The sequence below is a fragment of the Sphingopyxis sp. CR5 genome, from assembly GCF_059693785.1.
On record NZ_JCATIE010000002.1, the window covers coordinates 345,425 to 364,175 of the forward strand.

General features: G+C 65.2%; 18 protein-coding genes and 1 other RNA gene. 12 read left to right on the forward strand and 7 right to left on the reverse strand.

Annotated elements, in window-relative coordinates:
- Nucleotides 1-3: 3 nt before the first annotated feature.
- Entirely contained in the window at nucleotides 4-1,293 is a 1,290-nt protein-coding gene (locus AC58D2_RS04460) for a tetratricopeptide repeat protein (protein WP_497387728.1), read from the reverse strand.
- 267 nt (nucleotides 1,294-1,560) lie between these two features.
- On the opposite strand from AC58D2_RS04460, the gene AC58D2_RS04465 reads away from it, so the two are divergent.
- Entirely contained in the window at nucleotides 1,561-2,121 is a 561-nt protein-coding gene (locus tag AC58D2_RS04465) for a peroxiredoxin (RefSeq protein WP_497387730.1), read from the forward strand.
- Here AC58D2_RS04465 and AC58D2_RS04470 read toward each other — a convergent pair.
- On the reverse strand, nucleotides 2,118-2,861 hold the full coding sequence (locus AC58D2_RS04470) for a helix-turn-helix domain-containing protein (RefSeq protein WP_497387732.1): 744 nt from the start codon (nucleotides 2,859-2,861) through the stop codon (nucleotides 2,118-2,120). The genes AC58D2_RS04465 and AC58D2_RS04470 overlap by 4 nt on opposite strands.
- A gap of 103 nt (nucleotides 2,862-2,964) precedes the next feature.
- Here AC58D2_RS04470 and AC58D2_RS04475 point away from each other — a divergent pair, with 103 nt between their 5' ends.
- The 6 genes from AC58D2_RS04475 (at nucleotide 2,965) to AC58D2_RS04500 (ending at nucleotide 9,848) form a co-directional block, all read left to right on the forward strand.
- Nucleotides 2,965-3,882 carry an SDR family NAD(P)-dependent oxidoreductase gene (locus AC58D2_RS04475; RefSeq protein WP_497387734.1) on the forward strand — a complete coding sequence of 306 codons (918 nt, stop codon included), beginning with the start codon at nucleotides 2,965-2,967 and terminating at the stop codon, nucleotides 3,880-3,882.
- A 10-nt stretch (nucleotides 3,883-3,892) separates the two neighbouring features.
- The gene (locus AC58D2_RS04480; RefSeq protein ID WP_497387736.1) at nucleotides 3,893-5,062 is read left to right on the forward strand and encodes an acyl-CoA dehydrogenase family protein; all 1,170 of its coding nucleotides are present in this window, start codon (nucleotides 3,893-3,895) and stop codon (nucleotides 5,060-5,062) included.
- 123 nt (nucleotides 5,063-5,185) lie between these two features.
- On the forward strand, nucleotides 5,186-6,382 hold the full coding sequence (locus AC58D2_RS04485; RefSeq protein WP_497387738.1) for a CoA transferase: 1,197 nt from the start codon (nucleotides 5,186-5,188) through the stop codon (nucleotides 6,380-6,382).
- 160 nt (nucleotides 6,383-6,542) lie between these two features.
- A complete protein-coding gene (locus AC58D2_RS04490) occupies nucleotides 6,543-7,757 on the forward strand; it encodes an acetyl-CoA C-acetyltransferase (RefSeq protein ID WP_497387740.1) in 1,215 nt (404 codons plus the stop codon).
- A 142-nt stretch (nucleotides 7,758-7,899) separates the two neighbouring features.
- Entirely contained in the window at nucleotides 7,900-9,495 is a 1,596-nt protein-coding gene (locus AC58D2_RS04495; RefSeq protein WP_497387742.1) for an acyl-CoA dehydrogenase family protein, read from the forward strand.
- A 74-nt stretch (nucleotides 9,496-9,569) separates the two neighbouring features.
- Nucleotides 9,570-9,848 (forward strand): hypothetical protein, encoded by a 279-nt coding sequence (locus tag AC58D2_RS04500; RefSeq protein ID WP_497387744.1) that lies wholly within the window; start codon nucleotides 9,570-9,572, stop codon nucleotides 9,846-9,848.
- A gap of 75 nt (nucleotides 9,849-9,923) precedes the next feature.
- Here the strand turns inward: AC58D2_RS04500 and AC58D2_RS04505 are convergent, their stop codons facing one another.
- From AC58D2_RS04505 to mscL, 3 genes are all read right to left on the reverse strand, one after another.
- Nucleotides 9,924-12,725 (reverse strand): TonB-dependent receptor, encoded by a 2,802-nt coding sequence (locus AC58D2_RS04505; RefSeq protein WP_497387746.1) that lies wholly within the window; start codon nucleotides 12,723-12,725, stop codon nucleotides 9,924-9,926.
- A gap of 302 nt (nucleotides 12,726-13,027) precedes the next feature.
- Nucleotides 13,028-13,382, reverse strand: a transfer-messenger RNA (tmRNA) gene (gene ssrA / locus AC58D2_RS04510).
- A 60-nt stretch (nucleotides 13,383-13,442) separates the two neighbouring features.
- Nucleotides 13,443-13,874 carry a large conductance mechanosensitive channel protein MscL gene (gene mscL, locus AC58D2_RS04515; protein ID WP_497387748.1) on the reverse strand — a complete coding sequence of 144 codons (432 nt, stop codon included), beginning with the start codon at nucleotides 13,872-13,874 and terminating at the stop codon, nucleotides 13,443-13,445.
- A 122-nt stretch (nucleotides 13,875-13,996) separates the two neighbouring features.
- Between mscL and AC58D2_RS04520 the strand changes: the two genes are divergently transcribed.
- The 4 genes from AC58D2_RS04520 to AC58D2_RS04535 are packed head-to-tail and all read left to right on the forward strand — an operon-like array spanning nucleotide 13,997 to nucleotide 16,626.
- Nucleotides 13,997-14,593 carry a LemA family protein gene (locus tag AC58D2_RS04520; protein ID WP_497387750.1) on the forward strand — a complete coding sequence of 199 codons (597 nt, stop codon included), beginning with the start codon at nucleotides 13,997-13,999 and terminating at the stop codon, nucleotides 14,591-14,593.
- Between the two features lies 1 nt (nucleotide 14,594).
- Nucleotides 14,595-15,107, forward strand: a complete 513-nt coding sequence (locus tag AC58D2_RS04525) for a TPM domain-containing protein (RefSeq protein ID WP_497387752.1) — start codon at nucleotides 14,595-14,597, stop codon at nucleotides 15,105-15,107.
- On the forward strand, nucleotides 15,104-15,925 hold the full coding sequence (locus AC58D2_RS04530; RefSeq protein WP_497387754.1) for a TPM domain-containing protein: 822 nt from the start codon (nucleotides 15,104-15,106) through the stop codon (nucleotides 15,923-15,925). Before AC58D2_RS04525 ends, AC58D2_RS04530 begins: the two co-directional genes overlap by 4 nt.
- Before the next feature lie 11 nt (nucleotides 15,926-15,936).
- The gene (locus AC58D2_RS04535) at nucleotides 15,937-16,626 is read left to right on the forward strand and encodes a TPM domain-containing protein (RefSeq protein ID WP_497387756.1); all 690 of its coding nucleotides are present in this window, start codon (nucleotides 15,937-15,939) and stop codon (nucleotides 16,624-16,626) included.
- 2 nt (nucleotides 16,627-16,628) lie between these two features.
- Here AC58D2_RS04535 and AC58D2_RS04540 read toward each other — a convergent pair whose 3' ends face one another.
- Complete coding sequence (locus AC58D2_RS04540; RefSeq protein WP_497387758.1) at nucleotides 16,629-17,057, reverse strand: DUF2147 domain-containing protein; 429 nt, start codon at nucleotides 17,055-17,057, stop codon at nucleotides 16,629-16,631.
- On the reverse strand, nucleotides 17,054-17,905 hold the full coding sequence (locus AC58D2_RS04545) for a metal-dependent hydrolase (RefSeq protein WP_497387760.1): 852 nt from the start codon (nucleotides 17,903-17,905) through the stop codon (nucleotides 17,054-17,056). Before AC58D2_RS04545 ends, AC58D2_RS04540 begins: the two co-directional genes overlap by 4 nt.
- A 202-nt stretch (nucleotides 17,906-18,107) precedes the next feature.
- Between AC58D2_RS04545 and AC58D2_RS04550 the strand changes: the two genes are divergently transcribed.
- Entirely contained in the window at nucleotides 18,108-18,734 is a 627-nt protein-coding gene (locus tag AC58D2_RS04550) for a TetR/AcrR family transcriptional regulator (protein WP_497387762.1), read from the forward strand.
- The last annotated feature ends 17 nt before the right edge of the window (nucleotides 18,735-18,751 follow it).

The window sequence follows — 18,751 nt, forward strand, 5'->3', positions numbered from 1 at the left end:
GGATCAGAATTCGAGGCGAAGGCCGGCCGAAACGGTCCAGCGATCATAGTCGTAGAGCGCGATGTTGCTCCAGTTACGCGTCCAGGTCGCGCGCGGCTGAAAGAAGAGGTTGTCGGTCAGCGCGACCTTCACCCCCGCCGTCAGGTCGATGCGTTCATCGTGACGCTTCGTCAGGAACAGGGGATCGGGCTGGTCGTACCGACGCAGATCGAAGGCCGCCCCGGCAACGATCGCCACGCGGCCGGCGACCGGAAATTCGCCGCCGACATTGGCCCCCGCAAACCAGTTGGATTCGGCATCGCCGGCCTGCCGGCGGGTTTCCTCCTTGCCGCCGGTCAGGTTCGCCGCGACCGATCGCGTGACATATCCGATACCCACGGCATAACGATCGGCATCGCGCAGCGGCGCGCCGTCATAGTCGAGCCGGCTCCACTGCGCCGACAGCGTCAACGCGCGCCCGCCGTCCAGCGTCCGCGTATATTGTGCGATCGCGCCATAGGAGGTGCGATACCCATCGTGGCCAAGCCAGAATTTCTGGACCTGCCCCGACAGGGACAGCACGTCGCGGTCCGCAAAGCTGTGGGCATAGCCGGCGGTGCCGGTGAGCGCGGCCTGGTCGAAGGCGCGGCTGTCGAAATTGTCACGCCAGTTGGCGAGCGCGCTGGCGAACAGGCGGTCCTGCCGTCCGATTGCGGTCACGGCCGAAACGCCGCCCTGGATCTCGTAAAATTCGTCATCCTGTGCAACCGCGCCCGGACCGAGCGTACCAGGGCCGAGAAAGCTGAACAGCGGAATGACGATCGTGGTCAGGTCCGTCGCCGCGTTGACATTGCTGTCGTGCCCGATGCGGGCGTCGACGAAACCCGAGATATCGGACCCGCCACCCGCGATCTGTTTATCGAACTGGCGTACGAAGCCGGTGAAGCGCTGGCGCACCGGATCGGGCAGGCTGGGGTCGTCGACGACCGTCGCGAACTCCTGCCGCGCGGTATCGATATCGCCGGCGAGCGCATAGGCGCGGGCGAGCTCGGCCCGCGCCGGGGCATTGTCCGGCTGGACCGCCAGCACCCGCTGAAAGGCGAGGACCGCTTCGCCATAATGACCGGCATCGAGCGCGGCGATGCCCAGGCGATAGTCGAAGTCGGGATCGCCCGCGCGCTCGCCGGTTTGTGCGGCAAGCTGGTCATAGCCCGCAGCGCCGGACTGTTCTTGCGCCTGCCCGTCGGTGGCGCCGAGCGACGCCGCCAGTCCCAGTGCAATCGCCGCGCCGCTGCTCCAAAATCGTTTCGTCATGCCCCACCCATCGATCATTGCGTCACAATCGATCTATGGCCGGCGACGTGCCTTTGTCGTTTGACGATGATCGTCCTAATGATGACAAAGGCTGACAGGCCCTGCCGATACGACGAACCGGCGCGGGCAGAAGGGACGAGCACGGCTGCTACGGAATTTTTCGCCAGCCCGTTCGTTACGTGCAACTTTTTCGCCGCAACCGCGAATAATCGGTGTTAGGATATCGTGCGCGGCGCCCGCGATCGGCCCGGGCTGAAAGGATGGCAGATGACGAACCGGAAAAAGATTGGATTATCGCTCGGCCTCGGCCTGTTGCTGGCATCGGTCCCGATGCAGGGCATGGCGGCTTTGCAACAGGGCGCCAAGGCACCGGACTTCACGCTAAACGCCGCGCAGGGCGGAAAGCCGTTCAGCCTGTCGCTGAAACAGGTGCTGGGCAAGGGGCCGGTCGTCCTCTATTTCTTCCCGGCCGCCTTTACGCCCGGCTGCACGATCGAGGCGCATCTGTTTGCCGAAGCGACCAGCGACTTTAACAAGCTGGGTGCGCGCGTCATCGGCGTCACCGCCGGCAACATCGACCGCGTCGCCGAATTTTCAAAGTCCGAATGCCGCGACAAGTTCGCCGTCGCCGCCGACCCGGGCGCAAAGGTCGCCGTCAAATATGATACGGTCATGCAGGGCGCGGGCAACCGCATGTTGTCCGACCGGACATCCTTCGTGATCGCGCCCGACGGGACGATCCTGTTGAGCTATACCGACCGCAAACCGCAGGCGCATATCGAAAAGACGATGGCGGCGGTGCGCGCCTGGAAGGCCGCGCACCGCTAGAGCCGGTCGCTTTCGGATAGCGCGCCGCGCAGGCGGATCAGGTCGGCCCCCAGCCGGTCGATCTCGTCGGCGCTGCGCGACCCCGCGACGATCGACGCCGACAGGCAGAAGCCCGGATCGATGTCGACAAGCCCGGTCGCCACGGTGACGACGCCGCGATGCGCAAAGCCTTCGTCGATGGCGAAGCCACGCGACGACGCGTCCTTTACCTGCCGCGCATAGGTGTCGAAGGCGAGCTGTGCCTGCCAGCGCACCGGTGCAAAGCGCCGCGCGAGTTCGAGGTCGTCGACCGCTTGCGCCGCAGCGATCGCGCGCCCGGCGGCTCCGCCGCCAAGCGGCTGGCGCTGGTCGTCGGCGAGACGCAGCCGCATCCCGGCGTCGCTTTCGGCGTGCGCGGCGAGCTGCATCCGCTCGCGCGAAACGATTTTCCACAGCCCCACCGCCGCCTCCGACTGCTGTGCAAAGCGCGCCATCGACGGCCGCGCGCGCGCGACCAGTCGCGCCGTGCCGTCCCCGCGCCACAGGGCGGCCTCCTGCCAGGCGGGCGCGAGCCTGTATGCTTTCGACCCGGCCTCGCGTTCGAGCGCGCCCTCGCCCACCAGCGTTCTGAGCAGGTTGAGGCAGCTCGATGGGCTGAGCCCCACGATCCGCGCGACGTCCGACAGCGACAGCGGACCCGCATCGCCGAGCACGCGGAGAATGGCGAAAGCCTGGGACACGGAGCGGACGGGACCAGTCATACGCCTCCCCTATTTTCATATATGTGAAAAATCAATTCTCAATGTTGAAATGATGCGGAGCTCCTCCTATCGCGCTATCGATTGATTCGACGGGAGAGTGCCCATGGGCAAATGTCTGGACGGCAAGGTGGTCGCGATCACCGGCGCAGGACGCGGAATCGGACGCGAACTCGCGCTGCATTGCGCCGCCGAAGGCGCGGCGGTGGTGGTCAACGACCCCGGGGTGGCGCAGGCCGGCGACGGCGGCGATGCGGCCCCGGCCGAGACGACTGCCAGCGACATCATCGCGGCAGGCGGCAAGGCGATCGCCAATTTCGGCAATGTCGCCGATCCGAAAGAGGCGGCGAGCATCATCGAGGATGCGGTGGCCAAGTTCGGCCGTATCGATGCGGTGGTGAACAATGCCGGCATCCTGCGCGACACCATCTGGCACAAGATGAGCTATGAAGACTGGAAGAGCGTTATCGAGGTCAACCTGACCGGCGTCTTCAACGTTTCGAAAGCCGCGACACCCTATTTTCGCGAGCAGCAGTCGGGCAGCTTCATCCACTTCACCTCGACCAGCGGGCTGATCGGCAATATCGGCCAGGCCAATTATTCGGCCGCGAAGCTGGGCGTCGTAGCGCTGTCGCAGTCGATCGCGCTCGACATGGCGCGCGTCGGGGTACGCTCGAACTGCATCGCGCCCTTCGCCTGGAGCCGCATGACCAGCTCGATCCCCGCGACGACCCCCGCCGAGCAGGAGCGCGTCAAACGGCTCCAGGAAATGTCGGCAGACAAGATCGCGCCGCTCGTCGCCTATCTCGCCTCCGACCTGTCGCAGGATGTGACGAACCAGATCTTCAGCGTCCGCAAGAACGAGATCCTGCTCTTCTCGAAACCGCGTCCCGTCCGCTCGATGGCGAAGCTCGAAGGCTGGACCGCCGAGGCGATCGCCGACGAGCTGATCCCCGCCTTCCGCCCCGCCTTCGCGCGCGCCGACGAGGTGTCGGCGCATGTCTTTCCCTACGATCCGATTTGAGGAACAGGCCATGAGCAACCCCGGCATGGACGCCGACGTCTTCGACCAGTTCATCGAGCAGCTCGAACGCTATGTGCGCGAGCGCCTTCTCCCCGCCGAGAAGGAGATCATCGAAAGCGACGCGATTCCCGACGATATCCTGTCCGAAATGCGCGACATGGGCCTGTTCGGCCTGACGATCCCGGAGGAATATGGCGGCGCGGGGATGAATGTCAGCCAGTATATCAAGACGATCCATACGCTCAGCTATGCGATGCCGGCGTTCCGATCGATCATCTCGATCAACATCGGCATGTTCACATCCGCGCTCAAGAATGGCGGGACCGAGGCGCAGAAGGCCGAGTGGCTGCCCCGCGTCGCGGCGGGCGAGATCGCCTGCTTCGGGCTGACCGAGCCCGGATCGGGATCGGATTCGGCGGGGCTCCAGACCACCGCCACGCAGACCGACAATGGCTGGGTGCTGAGCGGCACCAAACGCTACATCACCAACTCGCCCTTCGCGAAGGTCGGTCTGATCATGGCGCGGACGAGCAAGGAGAATCTGCCGAAGAACGCCCATGTCTCGGCCTTCATCGTGCCGATGGATGCCCCCGGCGTGTCGATCGGCAAGTCGGACAAGAAGATGGGCCAGTCGGGCAGCCACATCGCCGACGTGGTGATGGACGACGTCCGCGTCGGGGGCGAGGCGCTGCTCGGTGGCGAACTCGGCAAGGGGTTCGCCTATGCGATGATGAGCCTCGACAATGGCCGCATGTCGGTGGGAGCCGCCGCGACCGCCTATGCCCGCCGCGCGCTCGACAGCGCCGTGCGCTACGCGACCGAGCGCAAGGCGTTCGGCGAACCGATCGCCAATTTCCAGCTCATCCAGCAGATGCTCGCGCAGAGCGAGATCGACATCTACGCCGCCGAATGCATGATGGAGGACGTCACGCGCCGCGCCGACGCGGGCGAGACTGTCCTGCGCAAAGCCGCGGCGTTCAAGGTCTTCGCCAGCGAAATGTGCGGCCGCGTCGTCGACGCCTGCGTCCAGGTCTATGGCGGCGCGGGCTATCTCGCCGAATATGACGCCGAGCGTTTCTTTCGCGATGCGCGCATCTATCGCATCTACGAAGGCACGACCCAGATCCTGCAGCTCCAGATCGCGAAGCACATGCTGCGCGAGTTTGCGGCTGCGAACTGAGGATGGAAGCCCACTTTCCCATTTATCGTCCTCCCGGCGAAGGCCGGGATCTCGCCGTAGCGTTTGAATGCACCGGCGAGATCCCGGCCTTCGCCGGGATGACGAACGGGGGGCTTGGGTTCGATGTATAAGCTCCTCTCAGGCCTCTCCGTCATCGAAGCGTCGTCCTTCGTCGCCTCGCCCACCGCCGGGCTCTATCTCGCGCAGTTCGGCGCCGAGGTGATCCGCGTCGATCAGATCGGCGGCGGCCCCGATTTCCGGCGCTGGCCGGTCACCGCGGAGGACAACTCGCTCTATTGGGAAAATCTCAACCGCGCGAAAAAGTCGGTCGCGCTCGATCTCTCGCGGCCCGAGGGGCGCGAACTGTTGCAGGCGCTCGTGCGCGCGACCGGACAGTTTGTCACCAACTTCCCGGTCGGCGGCTTCCTGTCGCACGAGACATTGGCCGAAGGGTGCCCCGACCTGATCACCGTGCGCGTGATGGGCTGGGCCGACGGGTCGCCCGCGCTCGACTATACGGTGAACAATTCGGTGGGCTATCCGATGCTCACCGGACCCGGTCCCGAACCGGTCAACCATGTTCTCCCCGCGTGGGACCTGCTCACCGGCGCCTATGCTGCCTTTGCGCTGCTCGCGGCGGTCCAGCGGCGCAGCGCGACAGGCGAAGGCGGCGAGGTTCGCCTGCCGCTTTCCGACGTCGCGATCGGCACCGTCGCCAACATGGGCGGGATCGCCGAAGTGCTCTATACGGGCGAGAACCGGCCGCGGCTCGGCAACGCCGTCTACGGCCTGTTCGGGCGCGATTTCGTGACGCGCGACGGGGTGCGGACGATGATCGTCGTCGTGACCCCGCGCCAGTGGGCGAACTTGATCGCCGCGCTTAATCTCGGTGACTCGATCACCAGCATCGAGGCCTCGCGCGGCGTCAGCTTCGCGAAGGACGACGGGCTGCGCTTTGACCATCGCGACGCGCTCTATCCCTTGTTCGAGCAGGCGATCGCGGCGCGCGACCATGCCGATCTCGCCGCCGCGTTCGACGCAGGCGGGATCGTCCACTCGCCCTATCGCACAATGCTCGACGCGGCGAACGACCCGGCGCTCGTCGCGGACAATCCGATCTTCGGCGCCGCCGACAATCCGAGCGGCTTTGCCTACCCCGCCGCGGGCGCCTTTGCGACCGTGCCGCAGATGGAGCGCCAGGCCCCCCGCCCCGCGCCGCGCAACGGCCAGCACAGCGAGGAAGTGCTCAGCGAAAGGCTCGCGCTGCCGTCGGGCGAGATCGCCCGCCTGATCGACGCGGGGGTCGTCGGTGTCGGCTAAATTGCCCTTCGTCTCTCCGTGTGCCCCCGCGAAGGCGGGGGTCCATCACCGGCGCTCTCGCCGCTCCCTAGTCGTTGGTTTGGAACACGAGGGTCGGATGATGGGCCCCCGCCTTCGCGGGGGCACACAAGCTTATGACTGACAAATGTTGGAGAATGACATGACCCTTCGCCGCGCCGCCATCGTCGCCCCGATCCGTACCGCCGTCGGCAAGTTCGGCGGCACCCTGTCGCCGCTCACCGCCGGCGAGCTGGGCGCGGTGATCCTGAAAGCGCTGGTCGAGCGCACGCAGATCGACCCCGCGTGCGTCGATGACGTCGTCTTTTCGCAGGGCTATGGCAATGGCGAGGCGCCCGCGATCGGCCACTGGTCGTGGCTCGCCGCCGGCCTGCCGCTCGAAGTGCCCGGATACCAGCTCGACCGGCGCTGCGGGTCGGGGCTGCAAGCGGTCGTCAATGCGGCGATGATGGTGCAGACTGGAATGTCCGACGTCGTCGTCGCCGGCGGCGTCGAATCGATGTCGAACGTCGAGCATTATTCGACCGACATCCGCAAGGGCGTCCGCGCCGGCAATCTGACGCTCCACGACCGACTGACGCGGGGACGGCTGATGTCTCAGCCAGTCGAACGCTTCGGCGTCATTTCGGGCATGATCGAGACCGCCGAGAATCTGGCGAAGGATTATGGCATCACCCGCGAGGCCGCCGACGCCTATGCGGTGCGCAGCCACCAGCGCGCCGCCGCGGCGTGGGAGAAGGGGCTGTTCGACGACGAACTCGTCCCGGTCAACGTGCCACAGCGCAAGGGCGATCCGATCGTCTTCGCCCATGACGAGGGTTATCGTGCCGACGCGACGATGGAATCGCTTGGCAAGCTGCGCGCGCTCGAAGGCGGAGTCGTCACCGCGGGCAATGCGAGCCAGCAGAATGACGCCGCCGCGGCGTGCCTCGTCGTCGCCGAAGACAAATTGGACGAACTCGGTCTCACCCCGATCGCCTGGTATCACAGCTCGGCCGCCGCGGGCTGCGATCCGAGCCGCATGGGCATCGGTCCCGTCCCCGCGGTCGAACGCCTCTTCGCGCGCAATGGCCTCGGCTGGGGCGATATCGACCTCGTCGAACTCAACGAAGCCTTCGCGCCGCAGGTGCTCGCGGTGCTCAAGGGTTGGGGCTGGTCCGACGACGACAGCCGCAATGACATCCTCAACGTCAACGGCTCGGGTATTTCGCTCGGCCATCCGATCGGCGCGACCGGCGGGCGCATCCTTGCCAATCTGACGCGCGAACTCGTCCGCAGGGACGGGCGCTACGGCCTCGAGACGATGTGCATCGGCGGTGGCCAGGGGATCGCGGCGATTTTCGAGCGTGCGGTTTGAGGGACATGCGACCGATGAACATCGGATCGGCCTCTCAAGAAAAAGCCGTTCGCCCTGAGCTTGTCGAAGGGCCGTCCTGCTGTTTAGTGCCGCTCAAGAAAGACGGTGCTTCGACACGCTCAGCACGAACGGATTGTCAGAAATGCGCGCCGATCTGAGCAACGCACTCACCGCCGCACAGGCCTATCGCGCCGCCGCGCAAGCCGCGCTTGCCGAACGACTGGCGGTCAACCCGATCGACCGCGAGCAGCGCGCGGCACATGGCTTCGCGTGGGTCGCGACGACCGTCGCCGCGCTCGAAGCGACGCTCGACTGGCTCGACGCAGAGCAAGGCGCCAATCCGCTCGACGCGAAGATCGCCACCCTCGCCTTCGCCGAAGGCATCGGCCAGCTCACCGGTGGCCTCCCGATGGGGCAGAACGAGATATTCCGCCCCGCCGATCTCGGCCTGACCGCCGCCGCCCGCACGCTGGGCGATGCCTGCTCCGGCCTGCTCGACACCGACCACGCCGCCACCCGCGCCGCGGTCGCCGCTGCGCTCGCCGACGGCCAGTGGCCGAGCGAGACGCTGCACGACGCCGACCTCGACGCGATCCGCGCGCAATATCGCCGCTTCACCGACGCCGCGATCGTTCCCGACGCGCACGGCTGGCACCTCGCCAATGCGCTGATCCCCGACGCGACCGTGGCGGCGATGGCCGAACTTGGCACCTTCGGCGTGTGCATTCCCGAAGCCTATGGCGGGCTCGGGCTCGGCAAGCTCGTGATGTGCATCGTTACCGAGGAACTGTCGCGCGGCTGGATCGGCGCAGGGTCGCTCGGCACCCGGTCGGAAATCGCCGGAGAGTTGATCGCGATGGGCGGCACCGACGCGCAAAAGGCCGAATGGCTGCCGAAAATAGCGAGCGGCGAGATCCTGCCCACGGCGGTCTTTACCGAACCCGATGTCGGATCGGACCTCGGCTCGCTCCAGACCCGCGCCCGGCGCGACGGCGATCACTGGACGATCGACGGTGCAAAGACCTGGATCACCCACGCCAGCCGGTCGGACCTGATGACCTTGCTTGCCCGGACGCTGCCCGACGCAAAGGGGTATGCCGGACTGTCGATGCTGCTTGTCCCCAAGCCGCGCGGAACCGACGGCACGCCGTTTCCCGCCGCCGGCATGAGCGGCAGCGAGATCGAGGTTCTCGGCTATCGCGGGATGCGCGAATATGCGTTGCAATTCGATGGCATGACCGCGCCTGCCGACGCGTTGCTCGGCGGGGAGGAAGGACAAGGCTTCAAGCAGCTCATGCGCACCTTCGAGGGAGCGCGAATCCAGACCGCCGCGCGCGCCGTCGGCGTCGCGCGCCGCGCACTCGAACTCGGGCTCGATTATGCGCTGGCCCGCAGGCAGTTCGGAAAGGCGATCGTCCATTTCCCGCGCGTCGCCGACAAGCTCGCGATGAGCCTTGTCGATTTCGTCACGGCGCGCGAACTCTCCTACGCCGCCGCGCGGGCCAAAGATAAGGGCAAGCGCTGCGATATCGAGGCCGGCATGGCGAAGCTGCTCGGCGCGCGCGCCGCCTGGTCCAACGCCGACGCCGCGCTCCAGATCCACGGCGGCAACGGCTATGCGCTCGAATATGAAATCAGCCGCATCCTGTGCGACGCGCGCATCCTCAACATCTTCGAGGGCGCGGCCGAAATCCAGGCACAGGTGATCGCGCGCGGACTGACGGCGGGGCGCAACTGACGCCGCACGGGTCCGTCGATCGCGCGGAACCCATGACGGGCCTTCGCCGTTTCATCAGCGAAAGGGACATGATCATGCCGCACCGCCTTCGCCGTTTCCCCCTCGCCCTTCCCGCGCTCGCGGCCGCGGCCGCCGCAGGCACCGGTTTGCTCGCGCTGTGGCGCCGGCGCCGTCGCGATCCGGGCGGCGATCATGGCGCGGCCTTTGCGGCGCGAGAGACCGATCCCGAAAATTTCATCCAGACGCGCTCGTCGGGTCCCGAAGGCATGCGCGACGGCGAACCGCGCGACTGGGACACGGTCGACGAAGCCAGTGACGAATCCTTCCCCGCCAGCGATCCGCCCGCTTACTGAACGCGGCCCCGAAAAAAGGACGGCCGCCGCAAGGGACTGCGGCGACCGTCCAGAAACGCTCGGGAGGGGGAGCGATCAGAAATTGGCCGAGATGCCGAACTTCGCGGTCCAGCTGTAATCCTCATATTGCAGCAGGCGACGGCGACCCTCGTACTGCTGATAGGCAAAATAGGGCGCGTCGGTGACGTTGATCCATTCGGCGAAGACGCGGACCCCCGGCGTGATGCGATATTTGGCCGACAGGTCGAGCTTGAACTGGTCGGCGACGATCCGGTCTTCCTCTGCCGCGCCACCCGCTTCGTCGAGATATTTGCTGCGATAGGTGCCCGCCGCCCGCAGCGACAGCGGCCCCTTTTCATAGCCGATCACCGTGTTGAACGTGTGCTTCGACGATGCCGGCAGGCCGATGGTCCGCAGATAGGGATTATCGTCCTCGTCATAGCTAACGAGCTTTCCGCTGGCATCGGTATAGGTATAGTTAAGCTGGAGCAGCAGCCCGTCGAACGGCGCCGGCAACATGCTGAAAATCTGGCTATAGCTCAGTTCTATCCCTTTGATCTTCGCACTTTCGCCATTCGTCGCGGTCGTCAGCTCGTCAAGGTCGATGCCGTTGTAACTGGTGTCGAACTGGGTGATGTCGACGATATAGTCCTTCACGTCCTTCCAGAAGACGCCGCCCGAAATCGCGCCGTTGCCCGCGAAATAATATTCGGCCGACAGGTCGACGTTCCATGCCTTGTACGGCTTCAGGAACGGATTGCCGATCTCGCCCTCGTCGTCGTCGATTACCACATTCGGTGCGAGCTTGGACAATTTGGGCCGCACCAGGCTGCGCGAGCCCGCGGCGCGGAACACCAGATTGTGGATGGGTTCGTAGCGGACGGTCAGGCTGGGCAGCCAGTCGGTGTAACTGCGCTTGAACCGGAGTGGCGCGACCGTCTCGTCCTCGAGGATCACCTCGTTGCCGCGGATGTCGTTCCTGGTGTGCTCCATCCGCACGCCGCCGATCACGCGCACCTGCGCGCTGTCCCATCGCCCGAGCAGATAGCCGGCGGTGACGTCCTCACGGACGCTGTAGTCGGAAACGTTCGACGATTCGAACGTGTCGCCGTCGTCGAGTTCGAAATCTCCGAGGTTGCCCGCGAAATATTTGCGGAAGGATTTTTTGGCGAGCGCCGGCTCGATGATCGCAAGGTCATAGTCCTGCGGTCCAAGCAGATCGTGCATGCCGAGCGTAAAATCGACGCCGTCGGCCAGTTCGAACACGTCGATGTCGGCATCGTAGCTCTTCTTGCGCCACCGCGCCTTGCCGCCGGCCTGGACGGTAAACTCGCCGTTCGCCGCCGGGAAGCTGCGTGCTACATCGACTTTCAACGCATATTCGCGATCCTGCGAATTCGACAGCGTCGTCCGCTCGACCTTGTCGAATTCATATTCGTTCGGATCGAGGAAAGCGGCCTGTCCGCCGGTGATCGTATAGGGAACCAGCTTGTCGCGCGCATAGTTGAACGAGACGCCGAAATCGTCGCCATTCTCGAACACGCGCTCGAATTTCACCGGATCGATCGAACCATGCTCGGTCTCGCTCGATTTCGCCCAGCTTGCCGAATAATCGACCTTCCACAGCTCGGTTTCGGTCTTGCCGCCCAGCGTGATGCTGCGGATGCGCTGGCGCTCGAACCGGTCCTTCAGGTCGCGCTGGACCGAAATTTCCTGATCCTCGTCCTCCGACGAGAAAGCGACCGCATCGGCGGTCCCGCCGCTCGGGCCTTCCTCCATCTCGAAGGTCAGGCGGCGGCGATATTCCTGGTCGTCGAACTGGCTGTACAGACCCCGCGCATAGAGCGTCGTCGAATCGCTGGGCCGGAAGTCGAACGAGAGCGAACCGCTGATCCGCTTCCGTTCGACGTCATAGTCGCGATACTCGACGGTGTCGGCATAGACGAGGCCGTCGTCGGTCATGTCCCAACCGTCGACTTCCTGGTTGTTGGTCGCGAACTTGCGCCGATAGAAGCTGAGCCCGCCGGCAACGCCGAAATTGTCGCTGAGCTTTTTCGAGAAATCGAAGCTGCCCTTGGGCGACAGGCTTTCGGTCAGATCGTTGTAGCTGCCCTCGATCTTCGCGGCGAGCAGGTCCTTCTTGCGGTCGAAGGCGCTCACCGTGTTGATCTCGATCGAGGCGCCGATCGTATCGGCGTCCATGTCGGGGGTCAGCGACTTCTTGATCTCGATCGATTCGATGATGTCGCTGCTGATGACGTCGAGCGCCACCGACCGAACATCGCTTTCGGGTGCCGGAAGGCGCACGCCGTTGACCGACGCGGCGTTGAGTTCGGGGTCGAGCCCGCGAACCGACACGAAGCGCCCCTCGCCCTGGTCGTCGAGGATGTTGACGCCGGGGACGCGGCGCAGCGATTCGGCGACATTCTGGTCGGGGAACTGGCCGATCGCGTCGCGCGTCAGCACCGAGGATACGCCGTCCGCGGCGCGCTGGCGCGACAGCGCGCTCGCCTGGTTCGCCGCCTGTCCGATGACCAGGATCTCGTCGCCGCCGCCGGCACCCGACAGCGCGACGTTGACCGTGACGCGCCCGGTTTCGGGAACCTCGACACTCTGGCGCACCGGGTCGGCGCCGACATAGGTGGTCTCAAGCGTATAGGTGCCCGCGGGGACATCGCCGAAGCTGTAGCTGCCGTCGCGATCGGTCGTCGTGGCGCGGCCCAGCTCGACGATGCGGACGTTCGCCGCCTGCAGCGAGCGCGTGCCCGACGCGTCGGCGACATTGCCCGCCAGTTCGCCCGCCTGCGCAAGGGTGGCGAAGGATGTTCCGGCCAGTAGCAATGCCAGGCCGCGCGCGATGCCGAATCTTTTGGTCATGAAAGCCCCCTGAGAAAGTCGATGGCCGGCTCGCTAGGGATGGTCGGTGACACGATGGCGTCGCACGATTGACATTATCGTGACGCCTCGATGTCGTTTCGATGACATGGGCGATGCGGCGATACCGCAGCGCAGCATTTCAGGGACTTGACGGAGGTCGCGGATATGGGGCGGGGCGCGCAAAGGCGGATATATTTCTTTCCGCGCGCGCGATCGAACCGCATGGCCGGGGCCATCCCCGATCCCTATATCTCTGGATGGAAGGTGGGACGATTCTGTTGCCCGGCTCGTCCCCAGCCGCTGGTATCCGATTCTGTTGCCCGGTTCGGTCCGAACCGCGTTCTATTTGTCTAACCTTCGGCCGTGAGGCTTATCGGTTAGGCAGCAAGAGCGAGTGCTTCGTTATCGTTAGCACTTATAGGTTTGAGCCTTGAACGGGTTACTCAGCCCGGAAGAAAACATCGTCTTTGAACACACGTCGATCCTGGTTCGGCCCCGTCAGAACCCCGCGTCTTCATTCGAAAACGCGGGTTTGTGGTGGAGCCGCCGGGTACTGCCCCCGGGTCCGCTGTGTCTATTCCACGACACCATTTATCCTCATAGCCGGCCGAAACCGGCACCCTTCATATAGGGAGCCCGCCCGCGCATGGAAAGAGCGCGAGCGGGCTTTTATCGCCTGTCGATGTCGGTTCGATCCGGCGCTGGCCGGAAAGCCGGCTACTTCCTGCGCAGTTCGTCGCGAATTTCGGCCAGCAGTTCGACTTCGGTCGGCCCGGCAGGTGCCGCCGCGACCTCTTCGGCCTCCTGCTTGCGGGTCATCCGGTTCACGGCACGCACGATCAGGAAGACGATGAAGGCAAGAATCAGGAAATTGATCACCGCGGTGATGAAGGCGCCATAGCCGAACATCGCGACCCCGGCCTCCTTCAGCGCGGCGTAATCGCCGGCCTCGACCCCATCGGGCAGCGGGCCGAGGCGGATATACATGTTGGAAAAATCGGCCCCGCCAAAGATCGCGCCGACGATGGGCATGATGATGTCTTCGGTCAGCGATTTGGTGATCGTGGCAAAGGCGCCGCCGATGATGACCCCGACCGCGAGGTCCATGACATTGCCCTTCGCGATGAATTCCTTGAACTCTGCCAGCATCTTGCTGCTCCCCGGACGGTGGTTGACGAAGGCCCTGTGGTGCCGTCACGATTGCGCAAAGGCAAGTGCTATCCTATCTACTGTCTTGTTGCGGCAAAACGCCGCTGGAGGGAGACTGACACATGAGCTTTCGTTCCGCCCGCTGGATGATCGTGCCGGTCGCGGCCGTTTCGCTGTCCGCCTGCGGCATCAACAGCGTCCCCACCAAGGAAGAAGCCGCGAAGGCGAAATGGGCGAATGTCGAAGCCGCCTATCAACGCCGCGCCGACCTGATCCCCAATCTGGTCGAAACGGCAAAGGGTGCCGCACAGATCGAACAATCGACGCTGGAAGGCGTGATCCAGGCGCGCGCATCCGCGACGCAGATCAAGCTGTCGACCGACGACCTCGAAGACCCGGCAAAGGTCCAGGCATTCCAGCAAGCGCAGGGCAATGTATCGAGCGCCCTGGGACGCCTGCTCGTCACGGTCGAAAAATATCCCGACCTCAAGAGCCAGGCGCGCTTCGCCGACCTGATGACCCAGCTCGAGGGGACCGAGAACCGCATCAACGTGTCGATCCAGGATTACAACATGGCGGTGCAGGATTATAATACGACCATCCGCACCTTCCCCGACATCATCGGCGCGAAGATCGTCCACGGCGCGAAGCCGATGACCCCGTACAAGGCGACCAGCCCCAACGCCAACGAGGCGCCCAAGGTCGACTTCGGACAATAGGGTGAAGCGCCTCGCCCTTGTAGCGCCGCTCGCGATCCTGCTGATCGCAAGCGGGTGCAAGGCGGAACCGGTGCGTGAAAGCGCCGCCTGCGATGGCGTCCCGCAAATGGCACTCAAAGGCCGCGTCACGGACGCAGCCGATATTCTTGATGAAACTGCAAGGGCGCGTTTGGCGGATCGGCTTGCACGCTATGAGGGAGTAACGAAGCATCAGATGGTTATTGCGACGACGCCAAGCCTCAACGGAACGTCGGTCGATAATTTCGGCACGTGTCTCGGCGACCGGTGGGGAATTGGTCGCAAAGGTCATGACGATGGGATCGTCATCCTGATCGCCCCTTCAGAACGAAAGATGCGGATCGCGACAGGCCTTGGGATGGAGAAGATTTTGACCGACGACAAGGCCCTGGAAATTGTGCATAAAATGACGCCACACTTCGCAAGCCGCGATTATGCGGGGGGCCTGTCCGAAGGCATCGAAGCAATCGCGGCACAGACCGGAGAAGCGCCATGAAGGCGCTGCTGTTTGGCTGGGCCCTAGGTATCGCCGCCATCGCGGCTCCCGCAGCGGCGCAGGATTTCCCCAAGCTCACCGGCCGCGTCGTCGATCAGGCGGACATCATTCCCGCCGACAAGGAAGCCAGCCTGACCGCCCAGCTTGCCCAGTTGGAAAAGACCAGCGGGCACCAGCTTGTCGTCGCGACGGTGACCAGCCTCGATGGCAACGACATCGGCGACTATGGGTACAAGCTGGGCCGCGCATGGGGGATCGGCGGCAAGGCGGAAAACGATGGCGTCGTCTTCCTGATCGCGCCGAACGAGCGGCGGATGAACATCTCGGTCGGCTATGGCCTCGAACCGGTGCTGACCGACGCGCTGTCGGGGCGAATCATCCGCAACGACGTGACCCCGAAATTCAAGGCGGGCGACTATCCCGGCGGCATTCAGGCCGGGGTCGACGCGATTGCCGAGCAGATCCAGCTTCCGCCGGAGCAAGCCGCAGCGCGGGCGCAGGCAGCCGACGCCGAAGCGCGCGACCGCGCCGACGACGGCAATATCGGCGGGCTGTTCTTCCTGGGCTTCATCGTCTTTTTCTTCTTCATCCTGCCGATGCTCACCGCCTTTGGTCGGCGCGGAAAGCGGCACCGCAGGCATCGCCCGTGGGGCGGCGCACCGATCATCATCTGGGGCGACGACCATTGGGGCGGCGGCAGCGGCGGGGGATCGTCCTGGGGCGGCGGTGGCTGGGGCGGCGGCGGTGGCGGCGGCTTCGGCGGTTTTTCGGGCGGCGGCGGCAGCTTCGGCGGCGGCGGCGCGTCGGGCGGCTGGTAGGGAGCAAGCGCATGGCACTCAGGAAAGTCAGCCACGTCAGCGACGCCGACCACCGCCGCGTGACCGACGCGGTCGCGGCGGCCGAAAAGGGCACCGATGGCGAGATCGTCACGGTGGTCGCGCGGCAATCGAACGACTATGACGATGTCGCGCTCGTATGGGCGAGCATCGCGGCCTTTCTCGCCATGTCGGTGGTCGCGCTGTTCCCCGACTTCTACCAGGGACTCTACGACCGGCTGACCGGCAGCTGGGGCCATGCCCCGACGGCGAACGAGTGGCTCGGAACGGTGGTCGCCTTTGGCGTGCTCAAATGGATCGGCGTTTGGCTGATCCTGTTGTGGCGCCCGCTGCGGCTTGCCCTTACGCCCCGTGCGATCAAGGCGGGCCGCGTCCGCGCCCGCGCGATCGACCTGTTCAAGGTGGGCGCCGAGGCCAAGACGATGGGCCGCACCGGGGTGCTGCTCTATGTCAGTCTGAAGGAACATCGCGCCGATATCGTCGCCGACGAGGCGATCGCGTCCAAGGTGTCGGCCGCGGTATGGGGCGAGGCGATGGAAGCGTTGATCGACCGCATCCGGGCGGGTGAACCCGGCGCCGGCATGGCCGAAGCGGTGACGCGCATGGGCGTCGTCCTCGCCGAGCATTTCCCCAAGAGCGCGGGCAATCCGAACGAATTGCCCGACCGCCTGATCGAGCTCTGACCCTAGCCGCTCACGCGCGTCCAGACCTTGGTACGGCAGAAGAAGGCGACGCATCCCTTGAGTTCGAGCTTGCCCCCCGGCAGCAGCTTCAGATAGCCGCGCGAGGCTCCGTCGCCGGTTTCGGGATCGTACACCGGTCCGCCCCTCCATTCGCGCGGACCGCCCGTGAAGCCCCGCAGCACGACGAGCCCCTTGATGCGCCGCTGGCGCAGTTCGGGGTTCGAATTGCGCAGGTCGCGCAAGTCCGGATTGCCGCGCAGCCGCGCCGCATCGACGACCTTCCCGCACAGTTCGCCGCCGCAGCGATAGATTTGAACGCGGCCGCCTTCGCTGCCCGTGGCCCACAGGCCCGTGATGTCGGACGCATGCGCGGGTACCGACAGACCGAAAAGCGCGGCGACCGACAGGGCCGATGCGACGCGGCGGATCATGCTGCGACCCCCGCCTGGGCCGCGTCGAGCGCCGCCAGCGAATGCTCGACGAGCGCGCGGTCGTCCACCTGCCAGGGGTGAAAACCCGGACGCATATAGACAAAGACGCCGCGCAGCAGGAGCCGCATCGTTCCCGGTCGGCCATAAAGATAGGCGAGCAATTTGCGCCAGGTCGCAAAATCGTTGCGACCGTCCTGGCGGAGCAGATCGGCGGTGTTGCGAAAGATAACGTAATGGAAGCGCATCGTCGTCACGCACATGACCAGACTGCGCTTCAACCACCGCCGAAAGGGCGAGATATGGCGGGTCGCGTGCAGCCAGGTATCGAACGCCACCGCCTTGTGCTCGATTTCCTCGATCGCATGCCAGCGCCACAACCGGGCCGCCTCTTCGGTGGCACCGGCGAGATGCTCGGGATCGGCCAGGGCATCGTGCGCGAGCGTCGCTGTGAAATGTTCGAGCGCGCACGTCGCCGCAAGCTGTTGCAGCGGCGCGCGGCGCTTGACCCATGCGATCGTCCGCCGGGCACGCTCCTCGAGGGGGGCGATGTCGTAGCCGGCGTCTTGCGCATGACGGTTGAACACCACATGCTCACGCGAATGCATGGACTCCTGATACAGGAAGTCGTCGATCTGGCCGCGCAGCGGCTCCGACGTTCCCCCGCGGTAATGCCGCACCGCGGTCATGAAGAATTTTTCGCCCACCGGAAAGGTCGACGACAGGGCGTTGAAGAACGCCGTCCGGCCGGGATCGCCCCCATGCCACCAGCGCGGAGTGGCATGTGTGCGACCGAATTTCATATCGCGCTTTTCGATTGTCAGGTCGCGCGGTGTCTGCACGGCGGACATCGGCTATCTCCTCCTTACGAAATTACATTGACATCAATGTATATATAAGCAGAGAGCGGCGCATGCAAGCGTTCGTTTTCCGTTGCTTTCGACCGCGTGGCGCGACGAGCCGGATGCAGAGATAATTGTGACAAGGCGGCGCTTTGCGCTAAGGGCCATGACGACGGACCCATGTGGGGTGGGACAGCCGCGAGGACGGATTATGGACAAGGACGCGCCACCGCGCCCGAAGCGCCGCAAGCGACTGGGCGCCGAAGTACGCGAAGAGGGACTCGCCGCGGCCCGACGGCTGCTGCTGAAGGGCGGGCCGGGGGCGGTGACGCTTGCGAATATCGGCGACGAAATCGGCATGTCGCACGCCAATGTGCTGCACCATTTCGGGTCGGCGGCGAGCCTGCAGTCGGCCTTGATGGGATCGATGATCAACGACCTGACGGTCGCGCTCGACCATGTCGTCGAGATGCTCAAGACCGACGCGGCCGCGCCGCGCGTCGTCGCCGATCGGGTGTTCGACGCCTTCGACAAGGGCGGCGCGGGGCCCCTTGCCGCGTGGATCATCCTGTCGGGTGACGTCAAGCATCTCGAACCGGTTCGCAAGGCCGTCGCCGACCTCGTCGACGCGATCGTCGGCCAGTCGAACGACGAGGCCGCGCCCGAACGCGTCCGGTCCGCCGTCCTGATAATGGCGGTCAGCGCATTCGGGGATGCGGTGATCGGCCCCTATATCCGCGATATGCTGGGCCAGGACGAGGATGCGATGCGCGACCTGATCGCCCGCATCCTGCCGCTGTTCCTGATTCCGTCGGGCATTCCACCGGCCGCTGCCTGATCGATCGCCGCTATCGG

Excerpts from the sequence above, each read along its gene's own strand:
- AC58D2_RS04465 (WP_497387730.1), top strand. The coding sequence starts at position 1,561 with ATGACGAACCGGAAAAAGATTGGATTATCGCTCGGCCTCGGCCTGTTG.
- AC58D2_RS04500 (WP_497387744.1), top strand. The coding sequence starts at position 9,570 with ATGCCGCACCGCCTTCGCCGTTTCCCCCTCGCCCTTCCCGCGCTCGCG.
- AC58D2_RS04535 (WP_497387756.1), top strand. The coding sequence starts at position 15,937 with ATGGCACTCAGGAAAGTCAGCCACGTCAGCGACGCCGACCACCGCCGC.
- mscL (WP_497387748.1), bottom strand. The coding sequence starts at position 13,874 with ATGCTGGCAGAGTTCAAGGAATTCATCGCGAAGGGCAATGTCATGGAC.
- AC58D2_RS04480 (WP_497387736.1), top strand. The coding sequence starts at position 3,893 with ATGAGCAACCCCGGCATGGACGCCGACGTCTTCGACCAGTTCATCGAG.
- AC58D2_RS04505 (WP_497387746.1), bottom strand. The coding sequence starts at position 12,725 with ATGACCAAAAGATTCGGCATCGCGCGCGGCCTGGCATTGCTACTGGCC.
- AC58D2_RS04490 (WP_497387740.1), top strand. The coding sequence starts at position 6,543 with ATGACCCTTCGCCGCGCCGCCATCGTCGCCCCGATCCGTACCGCCGTC.
- AC58D2_RS04460 (WP_497387728.1), bottom strand. The coding sequence starts at position 1,293 with ATGACGAAACGATTTTGGAGCAGCGGCGCGGCGATTGCACTGGGACTG.
- AC58D2_RS04550 (WP_497387762.1), top strand. The coding sequence starts at position 18,108 with ATGGACAAGGACGCGCCACCGCGCCCGAAGCGCCGCAAGCGACTGGGC.
- AC58D2_RS04545 (WP_497387760.1), bottom strand. The coding sequence starts at position 17,905 with ATGTCCGCCGTGCAGACACCGCGCGACCTGACAATCGAAAAGCGCGAT.
- AC58D2_RS04530 (WP_497387754.1), top strand. The coding sequence starts at position 15,104 with ATGAAGGCGCTGCTGTTTGGCTGGGCCCTAGGTATCGCCGCCATCGCG.
- AC58D2_RS04475 (WP_497387734.1), top strand. The coding sequence starts at position 2,965 with ATGGGCAAATGTCTGGACGGCAAGGTGGTCGCGATCACCGGCGCAGGA.
- AC58D2_RS04520 (WP_497387750.1), top strand. The coding sequence starts at position 13,997 with ATGAGCTTTCGTTCCGCCCGCTGGATGATCGTGCCGGTCGCGGCCGTT.
- AC58D2_RS04470 (WP_497387732.1), bottom strand. The coding sequence starts at position 2,861 with ATGACTGGTCCCGTCCGCTCCGTGTCCCAGGCTTTCGCCATTCTCCGC.
- AC58D2_RS04485 (WP_497387738.1), top strand. The coding sequence starts at position 5,186 with ATGTATAAGCTCCTCTCAGGCCTCTCCGTCATCGAAGCGTCGTCCTTC.
- AC58D2_RS04540 (WP_497387758.1), bottom strand. The coding sequence starts at position 17,057 with ATGATCCGCCGCGTCGCATCGGCCCTGTCGGTCGCCGCGCTTTTCGGT.
- AC58D2_RS04495 (WP_497387742.1), top strand. The coding sequence starts at position 7,900 with ATGCGCGCCGATCTGAGCAACGCACTCACCGCCGCACAGGCCTATCGC.